This is a genomic window from Pseudomonas sp. Z4-20 (assembly GCF_051131955.1).
In the GTDB taxonomy this organism is placed as follows: domain Bacteria; phylum Pseudomonadota; class Gammaproteobacteria; order Pseudomonadales; family Pseudomonadaceae; genus Aquipseudomonas; species Aquipseudomonas marvdashtae.
Window position 1 is genome coordinate 3586363 of record NZ_CP071641.1, and the last position, 22243, is coordinate 3608605.

The window sequence follows — 22243 nt, forward strand, 5'->3', positions numbered from 1 at the left end:
GTGTTCGAGGTTTTCCCCGACACCCTTACGTCTATTCGCGTTGCTTACAAATCAGTGCCTGCCCTTCGCTAATCCCTTGTTTTACCGTACCCTGCCCCGTAGCTCCTGACGAAAAATCACGAACCTGCACACGGCCGCTGACTGTTCCCCATGCGCAAATTTCTGTACCTGCTGTTTTCACTGGCCTTGATTGCCGCCCTGGTCACCTACGCACTGTGGACGACCGATCGTCCGACGGGTCATTACCTGTCTGACCTTCGGATAAACCTGGCGGTCGACCAAGGCACCCCGGCGGATCGAGGCAATCTGCTGGGCATCCAGCCTGAACTGTTTCCCACCGACTACCAAAGCCCGGAACGCCTGCATCGCAAACTGGCGGCCTATCTGCAGACGGCTCGCGACCAAGGGTTTCTCAACGACAAGACCATCGTGGTCCTGCCGGAGCACATCGGCACCTGGTTAATGGTCAGCGGTGAGAAAGACGAGGTGTACCAAGCCACCACATTCAAGCAAGCCATGCATTGGCTGGCGGTCAGCAATCCGCTGGCTTTCATCCGGGCGTTGGCGGGTGCCAAAGGCGATAGTCGCCTGGACGACGCCTACCTGCGCATGAAAGCAGCCACCATGGCCCATGATTACCAGACGCTGTTCGGCGGGCTGGCCAAGGAATTCGGCGTGACCCTGGTGGCCGGTTCCATCGTGCTACCCGAACCCAGCGTCAGCGAAGGCGAACTGAAGATCGGTCGCGGCGCGCTGTACAACAGCAGCCTGGTGTTCGGTCGCAATGGCCGGCCGATCGGCCAACCGCAGCGCCAACGACATCCGGTGTTTGACCAGCAGGAGGTGCTTGAGGCCGAGCACTCGGACGCGAGCCGAGTGATCGAGACCCCCGCGGGTCGGCTGGGCGTACTGATCGGCAGCGACAGTTGGTACCCGCTTCATTATCGGCAGCTCAACGAACAGGGCGCTCAATTGATTGCCGTGCCCGCTTTTGTCATGGGTCGCGACACGTGGGACAAGCCATGGAGCGGCTATAAAGGCCTGTCCACTCCGGACGAAGTGAGCCTCAAGCCCGGCGAATTGACTGAAGGCCAAGCCTGGCTTCGCCTGACATTGATCAGCCAGCGGCCTATCAGCCAGGCGCGGGGCGGCGTCAGCGTGTTCTTGCGCGGGCAATTCTGGGACAACGGCAGCGCCGGCCAGAGCTTCATCAGCCACAACGGCGAGCAATTCTCCGATGGCGAATCCCGTGGCGCCCGCCTGCTGAACCTCTGGCTGTGAACATGAAGCGGCAACCGATGCGCCTGGGCGACCTCTCCGTTGGTTTCGTCCACAGCCTCGCTGATGCAGTGGCCAGCCACGGACAGGAACCCCAGCCTTTGCTCGAACAATACGGCCTCGATGCGGCGCGCCTGGCCGAGCCCGGGGCGCGCTTGTCGATTCCGCGCTACATGCGCCTGGGCCACGCTGCAATCCAATTGACCGAAGATCCCGCCCTGGGATTGCGCATGGGTCAGCTCAGTCGCTTGAGCCAAGCCGGGCTGGCCGGCGTCACTGCGGCCCAGGCGCCGAATGTACGCGAAGCCGCGCGCTGCATGATCCGTTTCGAGCCGCTGTATGGCTCCAACTATCGTGGGCAGTCGAGCTTTCATGAGGACACCCGAGGCGCTTGGCTGCGGTTCTATTCCATCAGCCCTTATAACGCCTACAACCGCTTCGTCGTGGATTCCATTATCGCTGGCTGGCTCCAGCAATTGTCCAGCGTGAGCAATGTCGCGCTGCGCGCCGAACACATCAACATCGAATTCCAGGAACCTGCCTATGCGCAGGCCTATCGGATCTTCGGCGATTGCCACATCCAGTTCGGTGCCGAGCAGAACCAACTGCGCCTTGGCCTGGAAAGTCTTGCCCAGCGCAATCCACAACATTGCCCAAGCACCTGGCGGCACCTGGTCCAATTATGCGAACGGGAACTGGAGCAACTGACTCGCACCCGCACCCTGCGCGAGCGCATCATCCAATTGCTGGGGCCGCTACTCAGCGGCGGACGGGAGCCGGGCCTTGAAGAAGTGGCGACACGCCTGAAGCTGCCGAGCTGGACGTTGCGTCGCAAACTGGCTGAAGAAGGTACGCAATTCAGGGCGATCCTCAACGACACCCGCCGAGACCTCGCCATGACGTACATTCGCGACACGGAACTGGCATTCGGAGAAATCGCTTACTTGCTCGGATTCGCCTCGGCCGAAGCGTTTCAACGCGCCTTCAAGCGCTGGAACAACCAGACGCCGGGAGAGTTTCGCCGCAGTCGCAAGGGAGCGTAGCTGCGCAGCTTGCCGTACGGTCTGCAGTTAACTTGCGCGCCTACAGCTCCGTCGCATCTTCGGCTGGCTCCAATGGGTCCAGCTCATAGGCCTGATATTCCAGCAGCTCTTCCTGATAATCGTCCATTACGAATCCTTCCCATAAATGTTGAAACCGAGGGCTTGATGGCCTCGAATCAGCATAAAGCTGCTTTATGAACAAAACATGAAGCCGAGGCTTCATGAATTAAACGTAGCACAGCGTCAGGAAATTAATGAATGAAGTGTGGCAAGGGATTACAACCCTGCCACCACCACTCAGGACGCCGGAAGTGGCTGGATGGGCTCGGAGGGCGGCGGCAAGGAACTGGCCGGTGGCGGAGTGACGGTTTCCGTCGACGAAGGCGCGTAGGACTCCGGCTCGCCAGGGGCGATCGGCGCTGGCTCGACTGGCGGCGCGACCGGCTCCGACACGGCAGGAGCCGGTTCCATAGGCGCCGGCGCAACTTCTTGGACCGGGGCCAAAGGTACTGGCGCAAGCGCTGGTTGAGGAGCCTGCAGCGCAGCCGGCTCAGGAGCGGGCATCGCCGCGGCCGGCTCGGCCCTTGATTCCGGAATGCCCAGCTCGGTCTTGGGTTTTACGAGGTTTTCAACGGACTTCTTCGTTTCCTTCGCTTCCGGAGGCAGGAACGCCTCCACCAGCGTAAAGAAACGCTCATAGAACTTGTCTGCCGACACCGTTTCGCTGGCGACCTTGACCATCGAATCGTCCGAGGAGCCAATCGGCATCGACACCGATCCCAGTACACCCACGCCCAAGCTGGCGGAGTTGTTGGTTTTCTTCAGGGCGTAGCGGTCCTGCAAGGCGTTGGCAAACAGGGTCGCCCGATGCCCTGGACCGCCATCTTCGGCGCAGACCAGGTTGAAGCTGATCTCCATGTGGGTATCGCCGGTTTGCTGGAAGCTCTTGTGGCCGCTGACCAGTTTCGGGTCGCTGCTGGTGATGATGTAGCCCTGGCTGAGCAACGCACGACGCCCTGCTTCACAGGTCGCCACGTCAGTCACTGAATAAGTTCGCGAAAACGTGCCCGAATCATCGAAGTTTTCATGCTCGTAGATGGCGGCTTTTTTGGAGGAACAACCGGCGGCAACCGCCAGCAGCAAGGCCAGCCCAACGGTGCGCATGTGAAATGATCTGAACATTGAACATCCTGAGGAAAACAATCCGGGGCGTATTGTGCAGCAGAACGCTGCCGGGCAGCGTGGGTAGCTCGCCCAAAGGGATTACAAGTCTACGGGGGGTTGGCTGCGGGAAAAAGACTCAATCTCGATGAATCGATGAACATCCTTGTCGTGGCAATACACGGATACAAAAAAAGACCCCGGCCTTTCGGCCGGGGTCTGGTGGGCAACGCATCAAGAACCGTCAGAAACGCTTGATGTCCGCCTGGTTTTCCAACTGTTTGCGATAGGCCGCGAAGTCTTGCTGGCCGACGCGTGAAGCGAGGTAGCGGCGGTACTCGGCCTTTTCTTCCTCGGTCGGCGCCGCAGCTTCGTTCACACCGTTCAAGCGCAGGACCGTCAGGCTGCCGTCAGGCAGGGTCACGCTGGCGAACGTCGGCTTGTCCTTCGCCTCGGGCTTGGGCATGCGGAACAGCGCCTGCAGCACGGCCGGGTCGATACCGTCCTGACTACGGGTTGCCGCTTCGAAGGTCTTCCAGCTCTGGCCGTTGATCGGCTTGTCCAGTGCTGTCTTGCCATCGCGCAGGCTGGCAATCAACTCATCGGCCTGGGTCTTGGAAGCCGAGCTGGCATGTTCCTTGGTCAACTGGGCGCGAATAGGCCCGGCGACTTTGTCCAGCGGCAGTTGCTCAGGCTTGCGGTGCTCCTTGGCTCGCAGCACCACGACGGTTTCCGGATCCAGCTCGATGGCGGTGCTGTTGGCACCCTCCTCCAGCACTTCCGGGCTGAACGCAGCGGTGACCACGGCACGGTTAGCCGCAATCCCTTCACCGCCTTCACGACCGAACGGTGCCGACGTGTGAACGGTCAGCTTCAAGTCCTGGGCCGGCTGTGCCAAGTCGGAAGCCTCGAACGAGGCATCTTCCAACTGTTTGGTCGCCTCGACAAAACGCTGCTCCACTTGCTGGGTCTTCAGGTCGCGGGTCAGCTTGTCCTTCAGGCTCGCAAAGCTCGGGACCTCAGGTGCTTCGATCCCCAGCAACTTGATCAGGTGCAGGCCGAAATCGGTTCGTACCGGTGCCGATACCTGATCCTTGTTCAAGGCATACAGCGCCTTTTCGAACTCCGGATCGTAAACGCCCGGACCGGCGAAGCCCAGGTCGCCACCGTTGTTGGCTGAACCCGGATCCTGGGAGAATTCCTTCGCCAAGGCTTCAAACGACTCACCCTTGGCCAGTCTAGCCTGGATTTCGTCGATCTTCGCCTTGGCCTGGGCCTCGGTGACCTTGTCGTTCACTTCGATCAGGATGTGCGCAGCCCGACGCTGTTCGGACAGGTTGGCGATTTCTTTCTGATACGCCGATTGCAGCTCCTCGTCCTTGACGGTGACTTGGTCGAAGAAAGAGGATTTTTTCAGCTCTACGTAATCGATGACCACCTGATCAGGCGTCATGAACTCCTTGGCGTGCTGGTCGTAGTAGGCCTTGACCTCATCATCGGTCAGCTTCACAGCCGATGGGTCCGCCTTGATGGATAGCGTCGCAAAGTCGCGGGTCTGCTTCTCCAACCGGGCAAATGCCAACACCTGGGCATCGGTGACAAAGCCACTGCCAGCCAGACCGGCGCGCAGTTGGCCGATCAGCATTTCCTGCGTCAGCATCTGACGGAACTGCAAACGACCGTAACCCAACTGACGGATCACCTGGTCGAAACGCTCAGGGCTGAATTTGCCGCCGACCTGGAACTCAGGCGTCTGCAGGATCACTTGGTCCAGCGCGGCTTCGGAGAAAGCGAATTTAGCATCATGAGCGCCTTGCAGCAGCAGCTTGCGATCGATCAGGCCCTTGAGGGCCGAGTCGCGCAGCATTTTCTCGTCCAGCAAGGAAGCGTCGAAATCCTTGCCCAACTGTTGCATGAGCTGACGGCGTTGCATATCCACTGCTTGGATCAGCTCGTTCTGGCTGATTTCTTCGCCATTGACCTTGGCCGCGTCATTACTGCTGGTGGTGGCTTGAAAAATGGCTTCGAAACCGGTCAACGCCATCAATGCGACGATGATCCCGATGATGGTCTTGGCAATCCAGCCTTGTGAATTGTCCCTGATATTCTGCAGCATGCGTCCCCCAGAAACGGTTGAACTTCAAATTTAGGCAACCGTGGAGCGTGGGTAGAATCCGGATAGAAGAAAGGCGCATCCGAGGATGCGCCTTCTCGTAACTGGCGGAGCGGACCGGGCTCGAACCCGCGAGCCCTGGCGTGACAGCCCGGTTGTTACCGGACGCATTACCGCTCCGCTGCCAAGCCAGGCATGACCCCGACCCGGATAAACTCAGTGAAACCTTAGTTAACGGCTTCTTTCAGTGCTTTACCAGCTTTGAAGCCTGGCTTTTTGGCAGCAGCGATCTGCAGCGTCTTGCCGGTCTGCGGGTTGCGACCAACACGAGCTGGACGATCGGTAACGGAGAACGTACCGAAACCAACCAGAACAACAGAGTCGCCAGCCTTGAGAGCGCCAGTGACGGATTCGATTACAGCGTCCAGCGCACGGCCAGCAGCAGCTTTCGGGATATCAGCGGATGCAGCGATAGCATCAATCAGTTCCGACTTGTTCACTCTAAGTCCCCTTATATCTATTTTGAGATGATTCTAAGTTTTTTTGGTGAAAGCAAAAACGAGTGCTGAATGGCCTGCAGACACTTAAGAGCCGCTTTATAACAAGGGCTCTAAAAAACTGTCAAGGAAGCCCCCCAGGCAAATGCGTATTAATGCGTGCTAATTCTTTCCTTAGAGTCAGACTCTCGCTTTTCTTCCTTCGCGACAATCTCCGGAGCCACATCCGGCAAGGGCTCCGGCGCGTATTGCAGCGCAATTTGCAGGACCTCGTCAATCCATTTAACCGGTTTGATCTGAAGATCCTGCTTGATGTTGTCAGGAATTTCCTTCAAATCACGGACATTCTCTTCCGGAATGATCACGATCTTGATCCCGCCACGGTGAGCCGCCAGCAGTTTTTCCTTCAGGCCACCGATCGCCAACACCTGCCCGCGCAGGGTGATTTCGCCTGTCATGGCAACATCCGCGCGCACCGGAATACCAGTCAACGCAGAAACCAGGGCGGTGCACATACCCACGCCAGCACTCGGTCCGTCCTTGGGTGTCGCCCCCTCCGGCATGTGGATGTGCGTATCGCGTTTCTCGTGGAAATCCAAGGGGATGCCCAGGCTACGCGCGCGGCTGCGGACAACCGTCAACGCCGCGGTGATCGATTCCACCATCACATCACCGAGGGAACCGGTCTTGATCAGTTGTCCTTTGCCCGGCACCACAGCGGCTTCGATGGTGAGCAATTCGCCACCGACTTGCGTCCACGCCAGGCCTGTCACCTGACCTATCTGATCCTGCTGCTCGGCCAGGCCGTAGCGGAATTTACGCACGCCAAGGAAGTGCTCCAGCAAGTCCGCCGTCACCTTGACCGAGAAGCGTTTTTCCAGCGCATGTTCCTTCACCGCCTTGCGGCAGACCTTGGCAATTTGCCGCTCCAGGCCACGCACACCGGCTTCACGGGTGTAGTAACGAATGATGTCGCGAATCGCTTCCTCGTCAAATTCCAGCTCGCCTTTCTTCAAGCCGTTGGCCTGGATCTGCTTGGGCGAAAGGTATTTCACGGCAATGTTGATCTTCTCGTCTTCGGTATAGCCAGGAAGACGAATCACCTCCATCCGGTCCAGCAGCGCTGGCGGGATATTCATGGAGTTGGAGGTGCAGAGGAACATCACATCCGACAAGTCGTAATCGACTTCCAGATAATGGTCGTTGAAATTGTGATTCTGCTCGGGGTCGAGTACTTCCAGCAACGCAGACGCGGGATCGCCGCGCATATCGCTGCCCATCTTGTCGATTTCATCCAAAAGGAACAATGGGTTGCGTACGCCAACCTTTGTCATCTTTTGAATCAATCTTCCCGGCATAGACCCGATGTAGGTACGGCGATGACCACGGATTTCGGCTTCGTCGCGCACGCCACCGAGGGCCATGCGAACGAATTTACGGTTGGTGGCGTGGGCAATCGATTCCGCCAGGGAGGTTTTACCCACCCCCGGAGGACCGACCAGGCACAGGACCGGACCACGGATTTTCTTCACGCGCTTCTGCACGGCGAGGTATTCAAGGATGCGTTCCTTGACCTCTTCCAGGCCGTAATGGTCGGCATCCAGGATGTCTTCGGCACGCGCCAGATCGAGGCGCACCTTGCTCTGGGCTTTCCACGGCACCTGGACCAACCAATCGATGTAGGAGCGCACCACGGTGGCCTCGGCTGACATCGGCGACATTTGCTTGAGCTTGTTCAGCTCGGCCTGGGCCTTGGCAAGGGCATCCTTCGGCAGGCCGGCGGCATCGATGCGCTTCTTGAGCTCTTCGATCTCGTTGTGACCTTCATCGCCATCGCCGAGCTCTTTCTGAATGGCCTTCATCTGCTCGTTCAGGTAGTACTCGCGCTGGCTGCGCTCCATCTGCTTCTTGACGCGACCGCGAATGCGCTTCTCGACCTGCAGCAGGTCGATCTCTCCGTCGAGCAACGCCAGCACGTGCTCGACGCGCGCCGACAGATCGATGATTTCGAGGATTTCCTGTTTCTGCTCGATCTTGAGGGCCATGTGGGCCGCCATCGTATCGACCAGGCGCCCGGGTTCATCGATGCTGTTAAGCGACGACAGCACCTCGGCAGGCACCTTCTTGCCCAACTGCACGTACTGTTCGAACTGCGACAGCAGGCTGCGGACAAACACCTCGGATTCACGCTCCGGCGCATCGACTTCATCGATCAACGAGACTTCGGCACGGCAATGACCGTCCACTTCGCTGAAACGCTCGACCGAGCCACGCTGCTCGCCCTCAACCAGCACCTTGACAGTGCCGTCAGGGAGCTTGAGCAGCTGCAGAACCGTTGCAATCGTACCTACGCGATAAAGTGCGTCTTCGCCGGGATCATCGTCGGCAGGGTTTCTCTGAGCGATCAGAAGAATCTGCTTATCACCGGTCATCGCGGCCTCGAGGGCTTCGATGGACTTCTCGCGCCCCACGAACAGCGGGATAACCATGTGCGGATACACCACGACATCGCGCAATGGCAGGAGAGGCAATTCGATGGTTGTCTTCATGATTTCGCCTCTACGGCGGCCATAAGGCCGTAAACAGATGGAAGTAAGCTTGAAACCAAGATGGGGGCAGCCTTTAAAAAAAACAAGCGCTAAGACACGTCTAAAACGCGCTAATAGCAAAGGGGCCCGAAGGCCCCTTCTTTATTTCGGCAGCTGGACACTCAGACGTCCGGTGCAGCCTTGGCAGTCGGCTCACTGTTTTCGTAGATGTACAGCGGCTTGGACTTGCCTTCGATCACGCTTTCGTCGATCACGACTTTACTCACCTCGGACTGCGAGGGGATTTCGTACATCGTGTCGAGCAGTACGCCTTCCAGAATCGAGCGCAACCCACGGGCACCGGTCTTACGCTCCAGGGCTCGCTTGGCGACGGATTTCAGCGCGTCGGAACGGAACTCCAGGTCTACACCTTCCATTTCGAACAGCTTGGCATACTGCTTGGTCAGGGCGTTCTTCGGCTCGGTCAGAATCTGCATCAATGCCGCTTCATCCAACTCATCCAGCGTCGCCAGGACCGGTAGACGACCGACGAATTCCGGGATCAGACCGAACTTGACCAAATCGTCAGGCTCGACTTCACGCAGGGACTCACCCACCTTCTTACCCTCTTCCTTGCTGCGCACTTCGGCGTTGAAACCAATGCCGCCGCGCGTAGAGCGGTTCTGGATGACCTTTTCGAGGCCAGAGAACGCACCACCGCAGATGAACAGGATGTTACGGGTATCGACCTGCAGGAATTCCTGCTGCGGATGCTTGCGACCACCCTGGGGTGGAACGGAAGCGACCGTGCCTTCGATCAACTTGAGCAAGGCCTGTTGCACGCCCTCGCCGGAAACATCCCGGGTGATGGACGGGTTATCGGACTTGCGGGAAATCTTGTCGATTTCGTCGATGTAGACAATGCCCATCTGGGCCTTTTCAACATCATAGTCGCATTTCTGCAACAGCTTCTGAATGATGTTCTCGACGTCCTCACCTACATAACCCGCCTCGGTGAGGGTGGTTGCGTCGGCGATGGTGAACGGAACGTTCAGCAAGCGCGCCAGGGTTTCGGCAAGCAGGGTCTTACCCGAGCCTGTCGGGCCGATCAGCAGGATGTTGCTCTTGCCGAGTTCGACGTCGTCATTCTTTTTGTCACGCTGGTTCAGGCGCTTGTAGTGGTTGTACACCGCTACGGCCAGTACCTTTTTCGCGCGCTCCTGACCGATTACATACTGGTCGAGGATGCCGCTGATTTCTTTAGGCGAAGGCAACTTATGGGCGCTGCTTTCGGCCTGGGCTTCCTGCACCTCCTCGCGGATGATGTCATTGCACAGGTCGACGCACTCGTCGCAAATGAAGACCGAGGGGCCGGCAATCAATTTGCGTACTTCATGCTGGCTTTTGCCACAGAAGGAGCAATAAAGCAGTTTGCCGTTGTCCTCGCCGTTGCGGGTGTCAGTCATTCGATCGATCCAAATCCGATAGGCTTGCAACACAAGATGAAGGCAAATGCGGGCTTTTTCAAGCCCGCAGGTGATCGGACTTGCCGATCAACCTCATTTTGAGCTGCTTATATTAAGCGGGGCGCTGGCTGATCACTTCATCGATCAGGCCATATTCACGTGCGGCTTCAGCGCTCATGAAATTGTCGCGATTGGTATCGCGCTCGATTTCTTCAAGCGTGTGCCCGCTGTGCTTGGCCATCAAGGTGTTGAGACGCTCGCGGATGAAGAGGATTTCCTTGGCATGGATTTCGATATCCGATGCCTGGCCTTGGAAACCGCCCAGTGGCTGGTGAATCATCACGCGGGAGTTCGGCAGGCAGTAACGCTTGCCCTGGGCGCCGGCGGTCAGCAAAAACGCTCCCATGCTGCACGCCTGACCGATACAGGTCGTCGAAACGTTAGGCTTGATGAACTGCATGGTGTCGTAGATCGACATGCCCGCCGTCACCGAACCGCCTGGCGAGTTGATATAGAGATGGATGTCTTTGTCCGGGTTTTCGGCTTCAAGGAACAACAGCTGCGCGCAGATCAGGTTGGCCATGTAATCCTCTACCGGCCCCACCAAAAAGATCACTCGTTCCTTGAGCAGACGCGAATAGATGTCATAGGCACGTTCGCCACGGGCGGACTGCTCGATAACCATCGGGACCAGGCCGCCAGCGGCTTGGATGTCAGAGCTCTGCTGATAAAAAGAATTGCGGGACATGTCTCGCAGTCACTCCCAAATAGTTATGTCTTGAATACGCATAAGCCAGCGCGAAGGCTGGCTTATGGTGTGTGTTTCTTACTGCGGAACCATCAATCGGCTTGTGGAGCTTCCACCGGCTTGACCGCTTCTTCGTAAGAGACCGCTTTGTCGGTCACGCTAGCTTTCTGCAGAACAGTATCCACAACTTGTTCTTCCAGCACAACCGAACGGACTTCGTTCAGCTGCTGCTCGTTCTTGTAGTACCAGGACACCACTTGCTCAGGCTCTTGATACGCCGAAGCCATTTCCTGGATCAGCTCACGAACGCGCGCTTCGTCAGGCTTGAGCTCGAACTGCTTGACCACTTCAGCGACGATAAGGCCCAGCACGACACGGCGCTTGGCTTGTTCTTCGAACAGCTCGGCCGGCAGCTGGTCAGGCTTGATGTTGCCACCGAACTGCTGAACGGCCTGTACGCGCAGACGGTTCACTTCGTTGTCCAGCAGCGCCTTTGGCACTTCGATCGGGTTGGAGGCCAGCAGACCGTCCATGACTTGGTTCTTGACCTTCGACTTGATGGCCTGACGCAGTTCACGCTCCATGTTCTTGCGAACTTCGGTGCGGAAACCTTCCAGACCGGTTTCCTTGATACCGAACTGGGCGAAGAACTCTTCGTTCAGCTCAGGCAGCTTCGGCTCGGAAACACTGTTGACGGTCACGGTGAACTCGGCGGCCTTGCCGGCCAGGTCCAGGTTCTGGTAGTCCTCGGGGAACGTCAGGTTCAGCACACGCTCTTCGCCGGCCTTGGCGCCAACCAGGCCATCTTCGAAACCAGGAATCATGCGACCGGAGCCCAGCACCAGCTGGGTAGCCTTGGCGGAACCGCCGGCGAACACTTCACCGTCGACCTTGCCGACGAAATCGATGTTCAACTGGTCTTCGTTCTGGGCGGCACGATCGGTCGCCTCGAAACGGGTGTTCTGCTTGCGCAGGATGTCGAGCATCTTGTCCAGGTCGGCGTCTGAAACGTCAGCGCTCAGGCGCTCGACAGCAATGGACTCAAAACCGGCAACAGTGAACTCCGGGAACACTTCGAACGTGGCGACGAACTCGAGGTCCTTGCCTTTTTCCAGCACTTTAGGCTCGACGGAAGGAGCACCAGCCGGATTCAGCTTCTGCTCGACGACAGCTTCGTAGAACGAAGACTGGATCACGTCGCCCACGGCTTCCTGGCGTGCATCAGCTTCGTAGCGCTGGCGGATTACGCTCATTGGCACTTTGCCTGGGCGGAAACCTGGGATTTTGGCCTTTTGGGCAGTCTGCTGCAGACGCTTGTTGACCTGAGTCTCGATGCGCTCAGCCGGCACGGTGATGCTCATGCGGCGCTCAAGAGCAGAAGTATTTTCAACAGAAACTTGCATGGATATTCCTCGTTGCACAGACGTTGGCCGGGCGTTTCCGACCCCAGAATCAAGGGCATGCATTCTAGTAGGTCAAACTCAAGAAGTCACCCTACTGAAAACGCGCAGGAAACAAGCGCCGAATTTAGAAGCGGGACAATGCGTCATGCCCCGCCCAGTTTGCAAATACAGTCGGTCATTGCCAGGGCTCTGGGTAGCACTTCTATATATAGAAGCATCGCTTCCCTTCTACCCCGGCATACGGCTCGCGCTGGAAGGCCGACGGAAAGTCGAGCATCATCACGAAACACATTTGCGACGAATCGCATGCTTCGCAGCCGCGCCCAGAACCAGGCCGAGGCGCATACGCGATCCTTGAAAACAAAAACGGCGCAGCCCTTTTCAGGTTCTGCGCCGTTCTCTGCTAATTAAATAGCGACTTGTATGGTGCGGACGGAGAGACTCGAACTCTCACACCTTGCGGCGCTGGAACCTAAATCCAGTGTGTCTACCAATTCCACCACATCCGCGTATCAAGCTTTTAAAGCAAAGGCGCCAGACTATTAAATCTGGCGCCTTTCTAGAATATGGGGTGGACGATGGGGATCGAACCCACGACAACGGGAGTCACAATCCCGTGCTCTACCAACTGAGCTACGCCCACCATATTGCCTTGTAGCGTTACTTGTGCCAAAGCTGCCTAATTGGCGCACCCGGCAGGACTCGAACCTGCGACCATCCGCTTAGAAGGCGGATGCTCTATCCAGCTGAGCTACGGGCGCCTTTTTAATCTGTATTCTTGGACGATTACAAACTAAGTGCTTTCAGTTTCGCCGAATTGAAACAACCAACTCCGCTCGACCTTCTTAACCAGTGCTAGGCTGTGCCCGACAAGTGCGACGAATGTTATAGACGGCCCGATAGGTCGTCAACTCTTTTTTAAAAAAAATTCATTTAATTAAAGGAGTTAGGGGAATTTGCAGACCAAGCGCCTTTGCCCTCACGCCTCGGCATGCGAGAATGCGTTCTCTTTTTTTCCCCTCTCGATGGTTAACCACGCGCAATGACTGCACAACTTATCGACGGCAAATCGATCGCCGCCAGCCTGCGCCAGCAGATCGCCCAACGAGTCACCGAGCGCCGCCAACAGGGCCTGCGCACGCCCGGCCTTGCGGTAATCCTGGTCGGCAGCGATCCTGCCTCTCAGGTTTATGTCTCGCACAAGCGTAAAGACTGTGAAGAGGTCGGCTTCCTTTCCCAGGCCTACGACCTGCCTTGCGAAACCTCTCAGCAAGCGCTGGCCGAGTTGATCGACCGCCTCAATGACGATCCGAACATCGACGGCGTGCTGCTTCAGTTGCCCCTGCCCGAGCACCTCGATGCCTCGAAACTGCTGGAGCGTATCCGCCCGGACAAAGACGTCGACGGTTTCCATCCTTATAACGTCGGGCGCCTCGCCCAGCGCATTCCCTTGCTGCGCCCCTGCACGCCCAAGGGCATCATGACCTTGCTGGAAAGCACCGGCGTGGACCTTTACGGACTCGATGCCGTGGTGGTGGGCGCCTCCAATATCGTCGGTCGCCCGATGGCCATGGAGTTGCTGCTGGCCGGTTGCACCGTCACCGTGACCCATCGTTTCACCAAAGACCTGGCGGGCCACGTCGGCCGCGCCGACCTGGTGGTCGTCGCCGCCGGCAAGCCTGGCCTGGTCCGGGGCGAGTGGATCAAGGAAGGTGCCATCGTCATCGACGTGGGCATCAACCGCCAGGACGATGGCAAGCTGGTGGGCGACGTGGTCTATGAGACCGCCCTGCCCCGCGCCGGCTGGATCACTCCGGTTCCCGGCGGAGTGGGACCGATGACCCGCGCCTGCCTGTTGGAGAACACCCTCTACGCGGCCGAGACGCTGCATAGCTGACAGACGGGACGACCCGCCCAATCCCGTGGAGCGAGCCTCTTCGCTCCGCGGTGTACCGGTGGCCGGATCCTGCTCCGCCAGACAGCGGATTCCCTATCCCCCCAAACTACAAATTTTTCAGATTCGATTCGCCAGAATCGCCCTCCATTAAACTTTATTCATTCACGAGTCCCGGTGGCACAGGCATATAGCGCTGTCCTCGCCCATACTCATAAAATGCGACGCTTTTTAACAAGCCGCTGTCCAACGGCATCTTCAACTCTATCGAGTCTACTCGCGTGAAAATTCGTCTTTCGGTCATTAGCCTGCTTTTCGTTTTCACAGGCACTCTCATCACGCAAAACGTCAGCGCGCAGGAAACCATTGCGGCTCCCCGAGACAGCTCGAAATTGCAAGTCGCCTCCGGCAGCGCAATCCTCCTGGATCTACAGACAGACAAAGTCGTCTACTCGAGCAATCCGGACGTCGTAGTGCCGATTGCTTCGGTGACCAAGTTGATGACCGGCCTGATTGTCCTGGACGCCAAGCAGAACCTGAACGAATACATCTCGATGACCATCGCCAACACGCCAGAAATGAAGGGCGTGTTCTCCCGGGTCAAGCTCAACAGTGAGCTATCACGCCGGGACGTGCTGCTGATTGCGCTGATGTCCTCGGAAAACCGCGCCGCCGCCAGTCTCGCCCATCACTATCCCGGCGGTTACGCAGCGTTCATTGCGGCGATGAACGCCAAGGCCAAGGCGTTGGGCATGACCAGCACCCATTATGTCGAGCCCACTGGCCTGTCTACCCAAAACGTATCGACCGCCCGTGACCTGACGAAACTGTTGATCGCGGCGCGCAAATACCCGTTGCTGAGCGAATTGAGCACCACCAAGGAAAAGACCGTGACGTTCCGCAAGCCGGTCTATAGCCTCGGCTTTCGCAACACTGATCACCTGGTCCACAAGGCCAACTGGGACATTCAACTGACCAAGACCGGCTTCACTAACCAGGCTGGTCATTGCCTGGTGCTGGTCACAAAAATGGGTAATCGCCCGATGGCATTGGTCATTCTTGACGCCTTCGGCAAATACACCCATTTTGCCGATGCAAGCCGCATCCGCAGTTGGGTCGAGACAGGCAAAAGCGCCAGCGTCCCGGCCGTGGCCCTTCAATACAAAGCCGCGAAGAATCTCAAGAGCCGCCAAAGCGGTGTGGTTGAAGCATCCAAGTAGACGTGGCGCAACAATCCTATAGCCCCAGACAAATAGCCCCGACCCAATAGCCCCGACGTGTCGGGGCTATTTTCATTCAGGGCTTGAGGTCACCCAAAGGATCGTAAGGCCTGGAAGAAGGTGCATCCTGCGATTCCTTCTCGTCATCCAGGGGCGCCTTCGCCGGCCCTATCGGATCGACCTGCGGATCGTCGAGATCCGGCGAGTCCGGATCGAACCCCAAATCATCATTACCCGACGAATGCTCGGAAGAATGTGGCCCCGAAGGTGTTTTCGACTGTGCCATTGCAGCCTCCTTGAATCATGGCCCGGAGTTTCCAGGCCCTGACGATAGGAACCCGTTGCATGCCAGGTTGTGCCCGACAGCTGACGAACGGGGATCTCATTCAGTGTGCAGCATCCAGAGCCTTGGTCGCCCGCGCCCCTGCCTGCTCTTGTCCTGCCCCGGCCAATTCCTCGGCGGCTTTCAACCAGCGTTGCGAATCAACATTGGCAGGAAGTTGCGTAGGCTTCTGGATCAGTACGGCCCAGCCCCCAGCACCTTTGAAAGCCGACTCGAATGCATCGAAGCTCATCAAAGAGCGCCGATTCATTCCAGAGCGCAGCAGCACCGTGCGTTTCTGCCGGTTATAACCTGCGAGGATTGCGTAGCGCGGCTCGGACCAGAACGCCGAACCCTTGGTGTAGCGCAGCAATACCGGATAGCCCGCCGCCACCTGTTCGAGCAATGCGGCAAGTTCACCATCGAGGGGGTACACCACCAACCCGTATTCATGCGCCAGGGTTTGCAGGTTCTGCTGCAAACGAGCCTCGCCACCGGGCAGCTGCAGAGGTTTCTCCAGCAGCCCGGGCGTAATTACCGTTCCTTGCAAGGTCAACAGAGCCGCCATCGATTGCGGCGCGCCCTGGTGCATTTCACCGCGAAAGAACGGCACGCTGTTGAGCTCCACCCGCTCGGGCAGGCGCTTGATCTGCGGCGACACGCTGCCGGCGCACCCCATCAGGGCGGCGAGGCAGGACAATGCCAATACCAGTGATCGAAAAGATGAAATTACTGGCGACATGATGACTCTCTTGTTCAGGCAGACCCGGCATTTGAGCCGGGCGTGGGCCGACGATCATAAGGCGCGCGTCGGCCCGGGTATAGCCATAGGCAACAGTTTCACCACTGCGATAGAACGAACCGATCCTTCGCCGCGCACCACTGATCGACTGCTCGTAACACTTGAGCGACTAGACTGTCCATTGCAGAGAGTGTATTGCCCGGTTCCGGGCAGAAGGAGGCCCAGATGAGCCTGATGATGACTGTTCTGATGCTGGTATTCGGCTGGCTGAGCGTAGCGGCGGCCATGTTGTGGGGCGTGCTGCGGATCGCCCGGCGCCACCACCCCGCGCCGCAGCCACAAGCGCAACAGAACCCGAAAACCACCGCCCGCCACGCCACCGCGCACTGACCTTTACGTCGTCCATAAAAAAGCCGCCCGGGACCTTCGATCCCGGGCGGCTTTTGTCTATCTGGCTCAGGCTTGCTCGACGGCCTTCTTTTCCCTGGCCCGACGGGACAGCATGTTCAACACCTCGATCGCTGCCGAGAAGGCCATGGCCGCGTAGATGTAGCCCTTGGGCACGTGGGCACCGAAGCCTTCGGCAATCAGCGTCATGCCGATCATGATCAAGAAGCCCAGGGCAAGCATCACCACGGTAGGGTTGTCGTTGATGAACTTGGCCAGTGGCTCGGCGGCCAGCAGCATCACCAGAACCGAAACCACCACGGCGATGATCATGATCGGCAAGTGTTCGGTCATGCCCACCGCCGTAATGATGCTATCGATGGAGAACACCAGGTCGAGCATCAGGATCTGACCGATCGCGGCGGCAAACCCAAGGGTCACGCCTGACGTAGCGGACTTCGGATCATTCGGTGCCGGATCCATGCTGTGGTGAATCTCAGTAGTAGCCTTCCACAGCAGGAAGAGGCCGCCCGCGATCAAAATCATGTCTTTCCAGGAAAATGCCTGGCCGAGGATCTCGATGACAGGTTCGGTCAACTGCACGATGAAGGCGATGGTGCTCAACAAGCCCAGGCGCAGGATCAACGCCATGCCGATACCGATCCGCCGAGCCTTGGCCCGATGTTGTTCGGGCAGCTTGTTGGTCAGAATCGAAATGAAGATCAGGTTATCGATGCCGAGCACGATTTCCATGACGACCAGGGTTGCCAGGGCAATCCAGGCGGTTGGGCTGGCGGCGAGCTGTAACAGATAATCCATGGGGCAGTCCTGACTCGATAAGACGGGTTAAAGGGTTTGGGTGGAGGGTTTGGCTGCTTCAGCTTCGTCCTCGGGTTCTTCCTTGGGGCTGATCAACCCGCCGGAGAGCTCGCTGATGGCCTGTTCGGCAGCCTTGTGAGTATCGTCGATGGCCTGCTTGGCCGTTTCAACCGCTTGTTCCTTCAGCTGCTCTGCCAAGTGCTGGGCGCTTTTTTCGGCTTGTTCGCAACCCACGAGCGCCACCGACGACAACGATAGCAAGGCTACCAGGCCCAAGGATTTATACGTCATGAAGACAGTGCCTCTCAGAGAATGGACGGAGCCTAAAGATGGCTCACCAATGGCCCGGCATTCTAGAGACGCAAATACTTCAGGAAAATTCGTATTTTCAGCGGTTATACTTCGGTTTTTACGAACTGGTGCACCTCATGCTCAATTACCGCCAGCTGCATTATTTCTGGGTGGTCGCCAAGACCGGCAGCATCGTGCGTGCCTGCGAGCAACTGAACCTGACCCCGCAAACCATCAGCGGGCAGATTTCCCTGTTCGAGCAGACCTACAATATCAAGTTGTTCCGACGCGTCGGGCGCCAGTTGGAGCTGACCGAAGCCGGCCGCCAGACGCTGCCCTACGCCGAACACATGTTCCAGCTGGGCGGCGAACTGGAATTGATGTTGCGCGCCCAGCCCAACGAGCAGCAAACGTTGTTTCGGGTCGGGGTGGCGGATGTGGTGCCCAAGTCCATCGTCTACCGACTGTTGGCACCGACCATGGAGCTGAACGACCCACTGCGCATCACCTGCCGCGAAGACAAGCTCGAGCGGTTACTGGCAGACCTGGCGATTCAACGCCTGGACCTGGTGATTTCGGACAGCCCGATGCCGACGCACCTGGACATCAAGGGCTTCAGCCAGAAACTGGGGGAATGCGGGATCAGTTTTTTCGCCACAGCCGCGTTGGCCGAGCGCCATGGGCAGGATTTTCCCCACAGCTTGCATGACGCCCCGCTACTGATTCCCGGGCCGGAGACGGTGGTGCGCAGCCGCTTGCAACGTTGGTTCGCCGAGCAACAGATCCAACCGCGTATCGTCGGCGAATTTGACGACAGCGCGCTGATGCAGGCGTTTGGTCAGTCAGGCAGCGGGATTTTCATCGGCCCCAGCGTGATTGCCGAAGAGGTGAAGCGGCAGTACGGCGTGCAGGTCATCGGCCAGACCGATGCGGTGAGCGAGTCGTTCTACGCGATTTCCGTGGAGCGCAAGGTCAGCCATCCGGGCATCGTCGCGATCGCCGAAGGGGCACGCCGCGAGCTGTTCAGTGGCTAGCACTGCGCGCAGCTGACGCGGGGTTTGAACGTCATCAGCCATAACGTCAGCAGGATCGACACCAGGATGAACCCGGCCGCGGCGAAACCGACATTGCCCAGCCCCAGGGTATCGATCACCCGTCCGCCGACCATCGCGCCCAGGCCGATTCCCAGGTTGGCGCCGGCGATGTTCAGGGACGCGGCGAACGCCGGCGCCTCAGGCGCAGCCTTCATCAACCGGACATGGCTGACGAGGAACAAAGCCGCCTGGGTCACGCCCCAAATGCCCAGCGCGGCGGCCAGCCCCAGCGTCGAATGAATGCTCGGCACCAGCGCCACCATACCGCCGATCATGAACAGGCAGAACACCATCGACGCGATCAACGGATGTCGGTCCACCGCGCGGCCTCCCATGGAATTGCCCAGCAGGCCCACGGCGCCAAAGCCCATCAGGCACCAGCCTACGAGCGTGCCGTCGAAGCCGGCCAGCCGCTCGAGAATATCCGCCAGGTAGGTGTAGGCGGTGAACATGCCGCTGAATACCAGCACCGACAACAGCACATGCCCCTGCATCAAAGGGCTGCGCAGGATTGTGAGCTGCGAGCGAAAGCTCACCTGGTGCAGGTGCAGCTTGGTTTTTGGCAGGTAGATAAACAGCAGCAGCGCCTTGGCAAACGCGATAACAGCCAGGATTCCAAAAGCGCTGCGCCAGCCAAACGCATCGGCGATCAGCGTGCCCACCGGAATGCCGAATACCGTGGCACAGACGATGCCGAATCCGATCCGGGCAATAGCGCGTCCGGCGAACTGCGGTCCGACAATGTCTACCGCCGTTTCGCTGGCCAACGCCCAGAATACCGGCAGGCCCAGCGCCGGGATCAGCCGGGCAACGGCCATGACCCAGATGTTGGGTGCCAGCGCCGCGAGGGTGTTGGCCAGGCCGAACATCACCAGCACGCTGATAAACAATTTGCGCCGCTCGACACGGGCGAACCAGGCCGTCAGGAACGGCCCGAACGCCGCAACGGTAAACGCGAACAAGGTCACCAGCAGCCCCGCCTGGGGGATGCTGACGTGCAGATCACGGGCAATGGATGGCAGCAGGCCGACGATGATAAATTCCGTGGTCAACACCGTGAAACCAGCGGCGGACAACAGAAAGATTGGCAACAGCATGCAAGACTCCAGAAAAACGACGACACCAGCGCTAGCCCTAGGGCCCGCCGGAGATATTGAAAGGTGAGAAAGGCAGAGCCTAACAGAATGTGCCGGTCAGAAAAATCCACTCAAAGATGCAGGTGACGGATCGTCACAGGTCCGTCAGATTTTTCGTCGGGCTGTGATAAAGTCCGCGCCCTGCAAACGCTCCACCTTCTTTTCGGTCCCGCTCATGTGGCCTGCCCGCTTGTTGCCCTGATTGGCTGACCGTTGCAAACAAAAAATCAGAGATACCGTCATGACAGCTGTCTCCCCTTCTCTTCTGCACCGCCTCAAACACACCGGCCTGGTCACGCAAATCATCATCGGCCTGGTCGCCGGTATCTTTCTGGCATGGCTGGCGCCGGAGCTGGCAACGTCCACGGCATTCATCGGCAAGGTCTTCGTCTCAGCGCTCAAGGCTGTCGCGCCGATCCTGGTGTTCGTGCTGGTCATGGCCTCGATCGCCAACCATAAGCACGGCCAACAGACCCATATCCGGCCGATCCTGTTCCTTTATCTGTTGGGCACTTTCGCAGCGTCTGTGGTCGCGGTCGTTGCCAGCATGCTGTTCCCCTCGAACCTGGTACTCAGCGCGCAAGATGTCGCCGTCACTGCACCAGGTGGCATCGGCGAAGTGCTGCAAAGCCTGGCGCTCAGCGTGGTCGACAATCCGGTCCATGCCTTGATGGAGGGCAACTTCATCGGCATCCTGGCCTGGGCCATCGGCATGGGCGTCGCCATCCGCCACGCCGGGCAAACCACGCGCACCGTGTTGGATGACCTGTCCAACGGCGTGACCGTGATCGTGCGCCTGGTCATCCGCTTCGCGCCGCTGGGGATCTTCGGGCTGGTGGCCTCGACCCTGGCCACTTCCGGCTTTGGCGCCCTGCTCGGTTACTTGCACCTGCTGACCGTGTTGATCGGCTGCATGCTGTTCGTGGCGCTGGTGGTTAACCCGCTCATCGTGCTGTGGAAGCTGCGTCGCAACCCATACCCGTTGGTGTTCACCTGCCTGCGCGAGAGCGGCATCACCGCGTTCTTCACCCGAAGCTCGGCGGCGAACATTCCGGTGAACCTGGAACTGAGCAAACGCCTCGGTTTGCACGAAGACACCTACTCGGTCTCGATCCCGCTGGGCGCGACCATCAACATGGCCGGTGCCGCCATCACCATCACAGTGTTGACGCTGGCGGCCGTGCATACCCTGGGTATCGCGGTGGACTTGCCCACGGCAGTGCTGCTGAGTGTTGTCGCCGCCATCTGCGCCTGCGGTGCGTCCGGTGTCGCCGGCGGTTCACTGCTGCTCATTCCGCTGGCCTGCAGCCTGTTTGGCATCCCCAGCGAAATCGCCATGCAAGTGGTCGCTGTGGGGTTCATCATCGGTGTCCTGCAGGACTCGGCGGAAACTGCGCTGAATTCGTCGACGGACGTGTTGTTCACCGCGGCGGCTTGCCTGGGTGAGGAAGAACGGTCGCAGCGTACTGCCTGACAGACAGACACAAAAAAGCCCGGAACGGCCCACACCGTTCCGGGCTTTTTCATGCTTGCGGGTTTAGAACGCGCCCATGTAATCGCGCTTGCCGACTTCCACGCCGTTGTGACGCAACAGGGCGTAGGTGGTGGTGACATGGAAGAAGAATTGCGGCAGACCGTAGGTCAACAGGTAGGTTTGACCGCTGAAGCGCTTCTCCTTCGGCGTGCCCGGACGGGTCACGATTTCAATGCCTTCCTTGCCGTCGATCTGCTCGGGCTTGATGCCATCGATGAACGCCAGCACCTTGGCGATCAACGCTTGCAGCTCAGCGAAAGTGGTCTCGCTGTCGTCATATTTCGGTACTTCAATCTCGGCCAGGCGAGCGGACACGCCCTTGGCGAAATCCACGGCGATCTGCACCTGGCGCACCAACGGGAACATGTCCGGGAACAGGCGCGCTTGCAGGAAAGCGTTCGGGTCGATGCTTTTTGAGGTGGCGTGGGCTTCGGCCTTGTTCAGGACATCGCTCAGGGCATCGAGCATCTGCTTGAAAACCGGGACGGATGCGGCGTATAGGGAAATAGTCATGGTGGTCTCATGCGGGTGGTGAAGAAAGATGAATCGAACGTGGGCGATTATAGC

Annotated in this window: 20 protein-coding genes and 3 tRNA genes; 7 read left to right on the plus strand and 16 right to left on the minus strand. The window is 58.6% G+C overall.

Translation table 11 applies throughout. The features are described from left to right. The first annotated feature begins 150 nt into the window (after window positions 1-150). Entirely contained in the window at window positions 151-1281 is a 1131-nt protein-coding gene (locus tag J3P82_RS16250) for a carbon-nitrogen hydrolase family protein (RefSeq protein WP_434557761.1), read from the plus strand. Window positions 1282-1283: 2 nt separating this feature from the next. Further along, on the plus strand, window positions 1284-2321 hold the full coding sequence (locus J3P82_RS16255; protein WP_434557762.1) for an AraC family transcriptional regulator: 1038 nt from the start codon (window positions 1284-1286) through the stop codon (window positions 2319-2321). Window positions 2322-2618: 297 nt separating this feature from the next. On the opposite strand, the gene J3P82_RS16260 is transcribed toward J3P82_RS16255, so the two are convergent. The 10 genes from J3P82_RS16260 to J3P82_RS16305 form a co-directional block, all read right to left on the minus strand. Next, entirely contained in the window at window positions 2619-3503 is an 885-nt protein-coding gene (locus J3P82_RS16260; protein WP_434557763.1) for a DUF2242 domain-containing protein, read from the minus strand. A 223-nt stretch (window positions 3504-3726) separates the two neighbouring features. Continuing rightward, the gene (locus J3P82_RS16265; RefSeq protein WP_434557764.1) at window positions 3727-5598 is read right to left on the minus strand and encodes a SurA N-terminal domain-containing protein; all 1872 of its coding nucleotides are present in this window, start codon (window positions 5596-5598) and stop codon (window positions 3727-3729) included. A 224-nt stretch (window positions 5599-5822) separates the two neighbouring features. Beyond that, entirely contained in the window at window positions 5823-6095 is a 273-nt protein-coding gene (locus tag J3P82_RS16270) for an HU family DNA-binding protein (protein WP_008077714.1), read from the minus strand. A gap of 149 nt (window positions 6096-6244) precedes the next feature. Further along, complete coding sequence (gene lon / locus J3P82_RS16275) at window positions 6245-8641, minus strand: endopeptidase La (protein WP_434557765.1); 2397 nt, start codon at window positions 8639-8641, stop codon at window positions 6245-6247. Between the two features lie 161 nt (window positions 8642-8802). Beyond that, a complete protein-coding gene (gene clpX / locus J3P82_RS16280; RefSeq protein ID WP_434557766.1) occupies window positions 8803-10086 on the minus strand; it encodes an ATP-dependent Clp protease ATP-binding subunit ClpX in 1284 nt (427 codons plus the stop codon). A gap of 112 nt (window positions 10087-10198) precedes the next feature. Continuing rightward, window positions 10199-10834 carry an ATP-dependent Clp endopeptidase proteolytic subunit ClpP gene (gene clpP / locus J3P82_RS16285; RefSeq protein WP_434557767.1) on the minus strand — a complete coding sequence of 212 codons (636 nt, stop codon included), beginning with the start codon at window positions 10832-10834 and terminating at the stop codon, window positions 10199-10201. Window positions 10835-10926: 92 nt separating this feature from the next. Next, window positions 10927-12237, minus strand: coding sequence for a trigger factor (gene tig, locus J3P82_RS16290; protein ID WP_434557768.1), 1311 nt, complete (start codon window positions 12235-12237; stop codon window positions 10927-10929). 424 nt (window positions 12238-12661) lie between these two features. After that, window positions 12662-12746: transfer RNA gene (locus tag J3P82_RS16295), tRNA-Leu, on the minus strand. A gap of 58 nt (window positions 12747-12804) precedes the next feature. Beyond that, window positions 12805-12880: transfer RNA gene (locus tag J3P82_RS16300), tRNA-His, on the minus strand. 41 nt (window positions 12881-12921) lie between these two features. Then, window positions 12922-12998, minus strand: a tRNA-Arg gene (locus J3P82_RS16305). A gap of 281 nt (window positions 12999-13279) precedes the next feature. Here J3P82_RS16305 and folD point away from each other — a divergent pair. Next, window positions 13280-14134, plus strand: coding sequence for a bifunctional methylenetetrahydrofolate dehydrogenase/methenyltetrahydrofolate cyclohydrolase FolD (gene folD / locus J3P82_RS16310; RefSeq protein WP_434557769.1), 855 nt, complete (start codon window positions 13280-13282; stop codon window positions 14132-14134). A gap of 278 nt (window positions 14135-14412) precedes the next feature. Next, window positions 14413-15351 (plus strand): D-alanyl-D-alanine endopeptidase, encoded by a 939-nt coding sequence (gene pbpG / locus J3P82_RS16315; RefSeq protein WP_434557770.1) that lies wholly within the window; start codon window positions 14413-14415, stop codon window positions 15349-15351. Between the two features lie 76 nt (window positions 15352-15427). Here pbpG and J3P82_RS16320 read toward each other — a convergent pair whose 3' ends face one another. Together J3P82_RS16320 and J3P82_RS16325 are read right to left on the minus strand one after the other, a co-directional pair. Continuing rightward, window positions 15428-15637 (minus strand): DUF6021 family protein, encoded by a 210-nt coding sequence (locus J3P82_RS16320; protein WP_434557771.1) that lies wholly within the window; start codon window positions 15635-15637, stop codon window positions 15428-15430. 100 nt (window positions 15638-15737) lie between these two features. Beyond that, window positions 15738-16415 carry a peptidase C39 family protein gene (locus J3P82_RS16325; RefSeq protein ID WP_434557772.1) on the minus strand — a complete coding sequence of 226 codons (678 nt, stop codon included), beginning with the start codon at window positions 16413-16415 and terminating at the stop codon, window positions 15738-15740. A 225-nt stretch (window positions 16416-16640) separates the two neighbouring features. On the opposite strand from J3P82_RS16325, the gene J3P82_RS16330 reads away from it, so the two are divergent. After that, the gene (locus J3P82_RS16330) at window positions 16641-16805 is read left to right on the plus strand and encodes a hypothetical protein (protein WP_434557773.1); all 165 of its coding nucleotides are present in this window, start codon (window positions 16641-16643) and stop codon (window positions 16803-16805) included. 66 nt (window positions 16806-16871) lie between these two features. On the opposite strand, the gene J3P82_RS16335 is transcribed toward J3P82_RS16330, so the two are convergent. Continuing rightward, window positions 16872-17621 (minus strand): TerC family protein, encoded by a 750-nt coding sequence (locus J3P82_RS16335; protein WP_434557774.1) that lies wholly within the window; start codon window positions 17619-17621, stop codon window positions 16872-16874. Window positions 17622-17648: 27 nt separating this feature from the next. Then, window positions 17649-17912, minus strand: coding sequence for a hypothetical protein (locus J3P82_RS16340; RefSeq protein WP_434557775.1), 264 nt, complete (start codon window positions 17910-17912; stop codon window positions 17649-17651). A 137-nt stretch (window positions 17913-18049) separates the two neighbouring features. On the opposite strand from J3P82_RS16340, the gene nhaR reads away from it, so the two are divergent. Continuing rightward, the gene (gene nhaR, locus J3P82_RS16345) at window positions 18050-18946 is read left to right on the plus strand and encodes a transcriptional activator NhaR (protein ID WP_434557776.1); all 897 of its coding nucleotides are present in this window, start codon (window positions 18050-18052) and stop codon (window positions 18944-18946) included. Here the strand turns inward: nhaR and J3P82_RS16350 are convergent. Then, window positions 18943-20103, minus strand: coding sequence for an MFS transporter (locus J3P82_RS16350; protein WP_434557777.1), 1161 nt, complete (start codon window positions 20101-20103; stop codon window positions 18943-18945). The two genes, nhaR and J3P82_RS16350, sit on opposite strands and share 4 nt — an antisense overlap. Window positions 20104-20383: 280 nt before the next feature. Between J3P82_RS16350 and sstT the strand changes: the two genes are divergently transcribed. After that, window positions 20384-21616 carry a serine/threonine transporter SstT gene (gene sstT, locus J3P82_RS16355; protein ID WP_434557778.1) on the plus strand — a complete coding sequence of 411 codons (1233 nt, stop codon included), beginning with the start codon at window positions 20384-20386 and terminating at the stop codon, window positions 21614-21616. A gap of 63 nt (window positions 21617-21679) precedes the next feature. Here the strand turns inward: sstT and J3P82_RS16360 are convergent, their stop codons facing one another. Then, complete coding sequence (locus tag J3P82_RS16360) at window positions 21680-22189, minus strand: DUF1993 domain-containing protein (protein ID WP_434557779.1); 510 nt, start codon at window positions 22187-22189, stop codon at window positions 21680-21682. Between the last annotated feature and the right edge of the window lie 54 nt (window positions 22190-22243).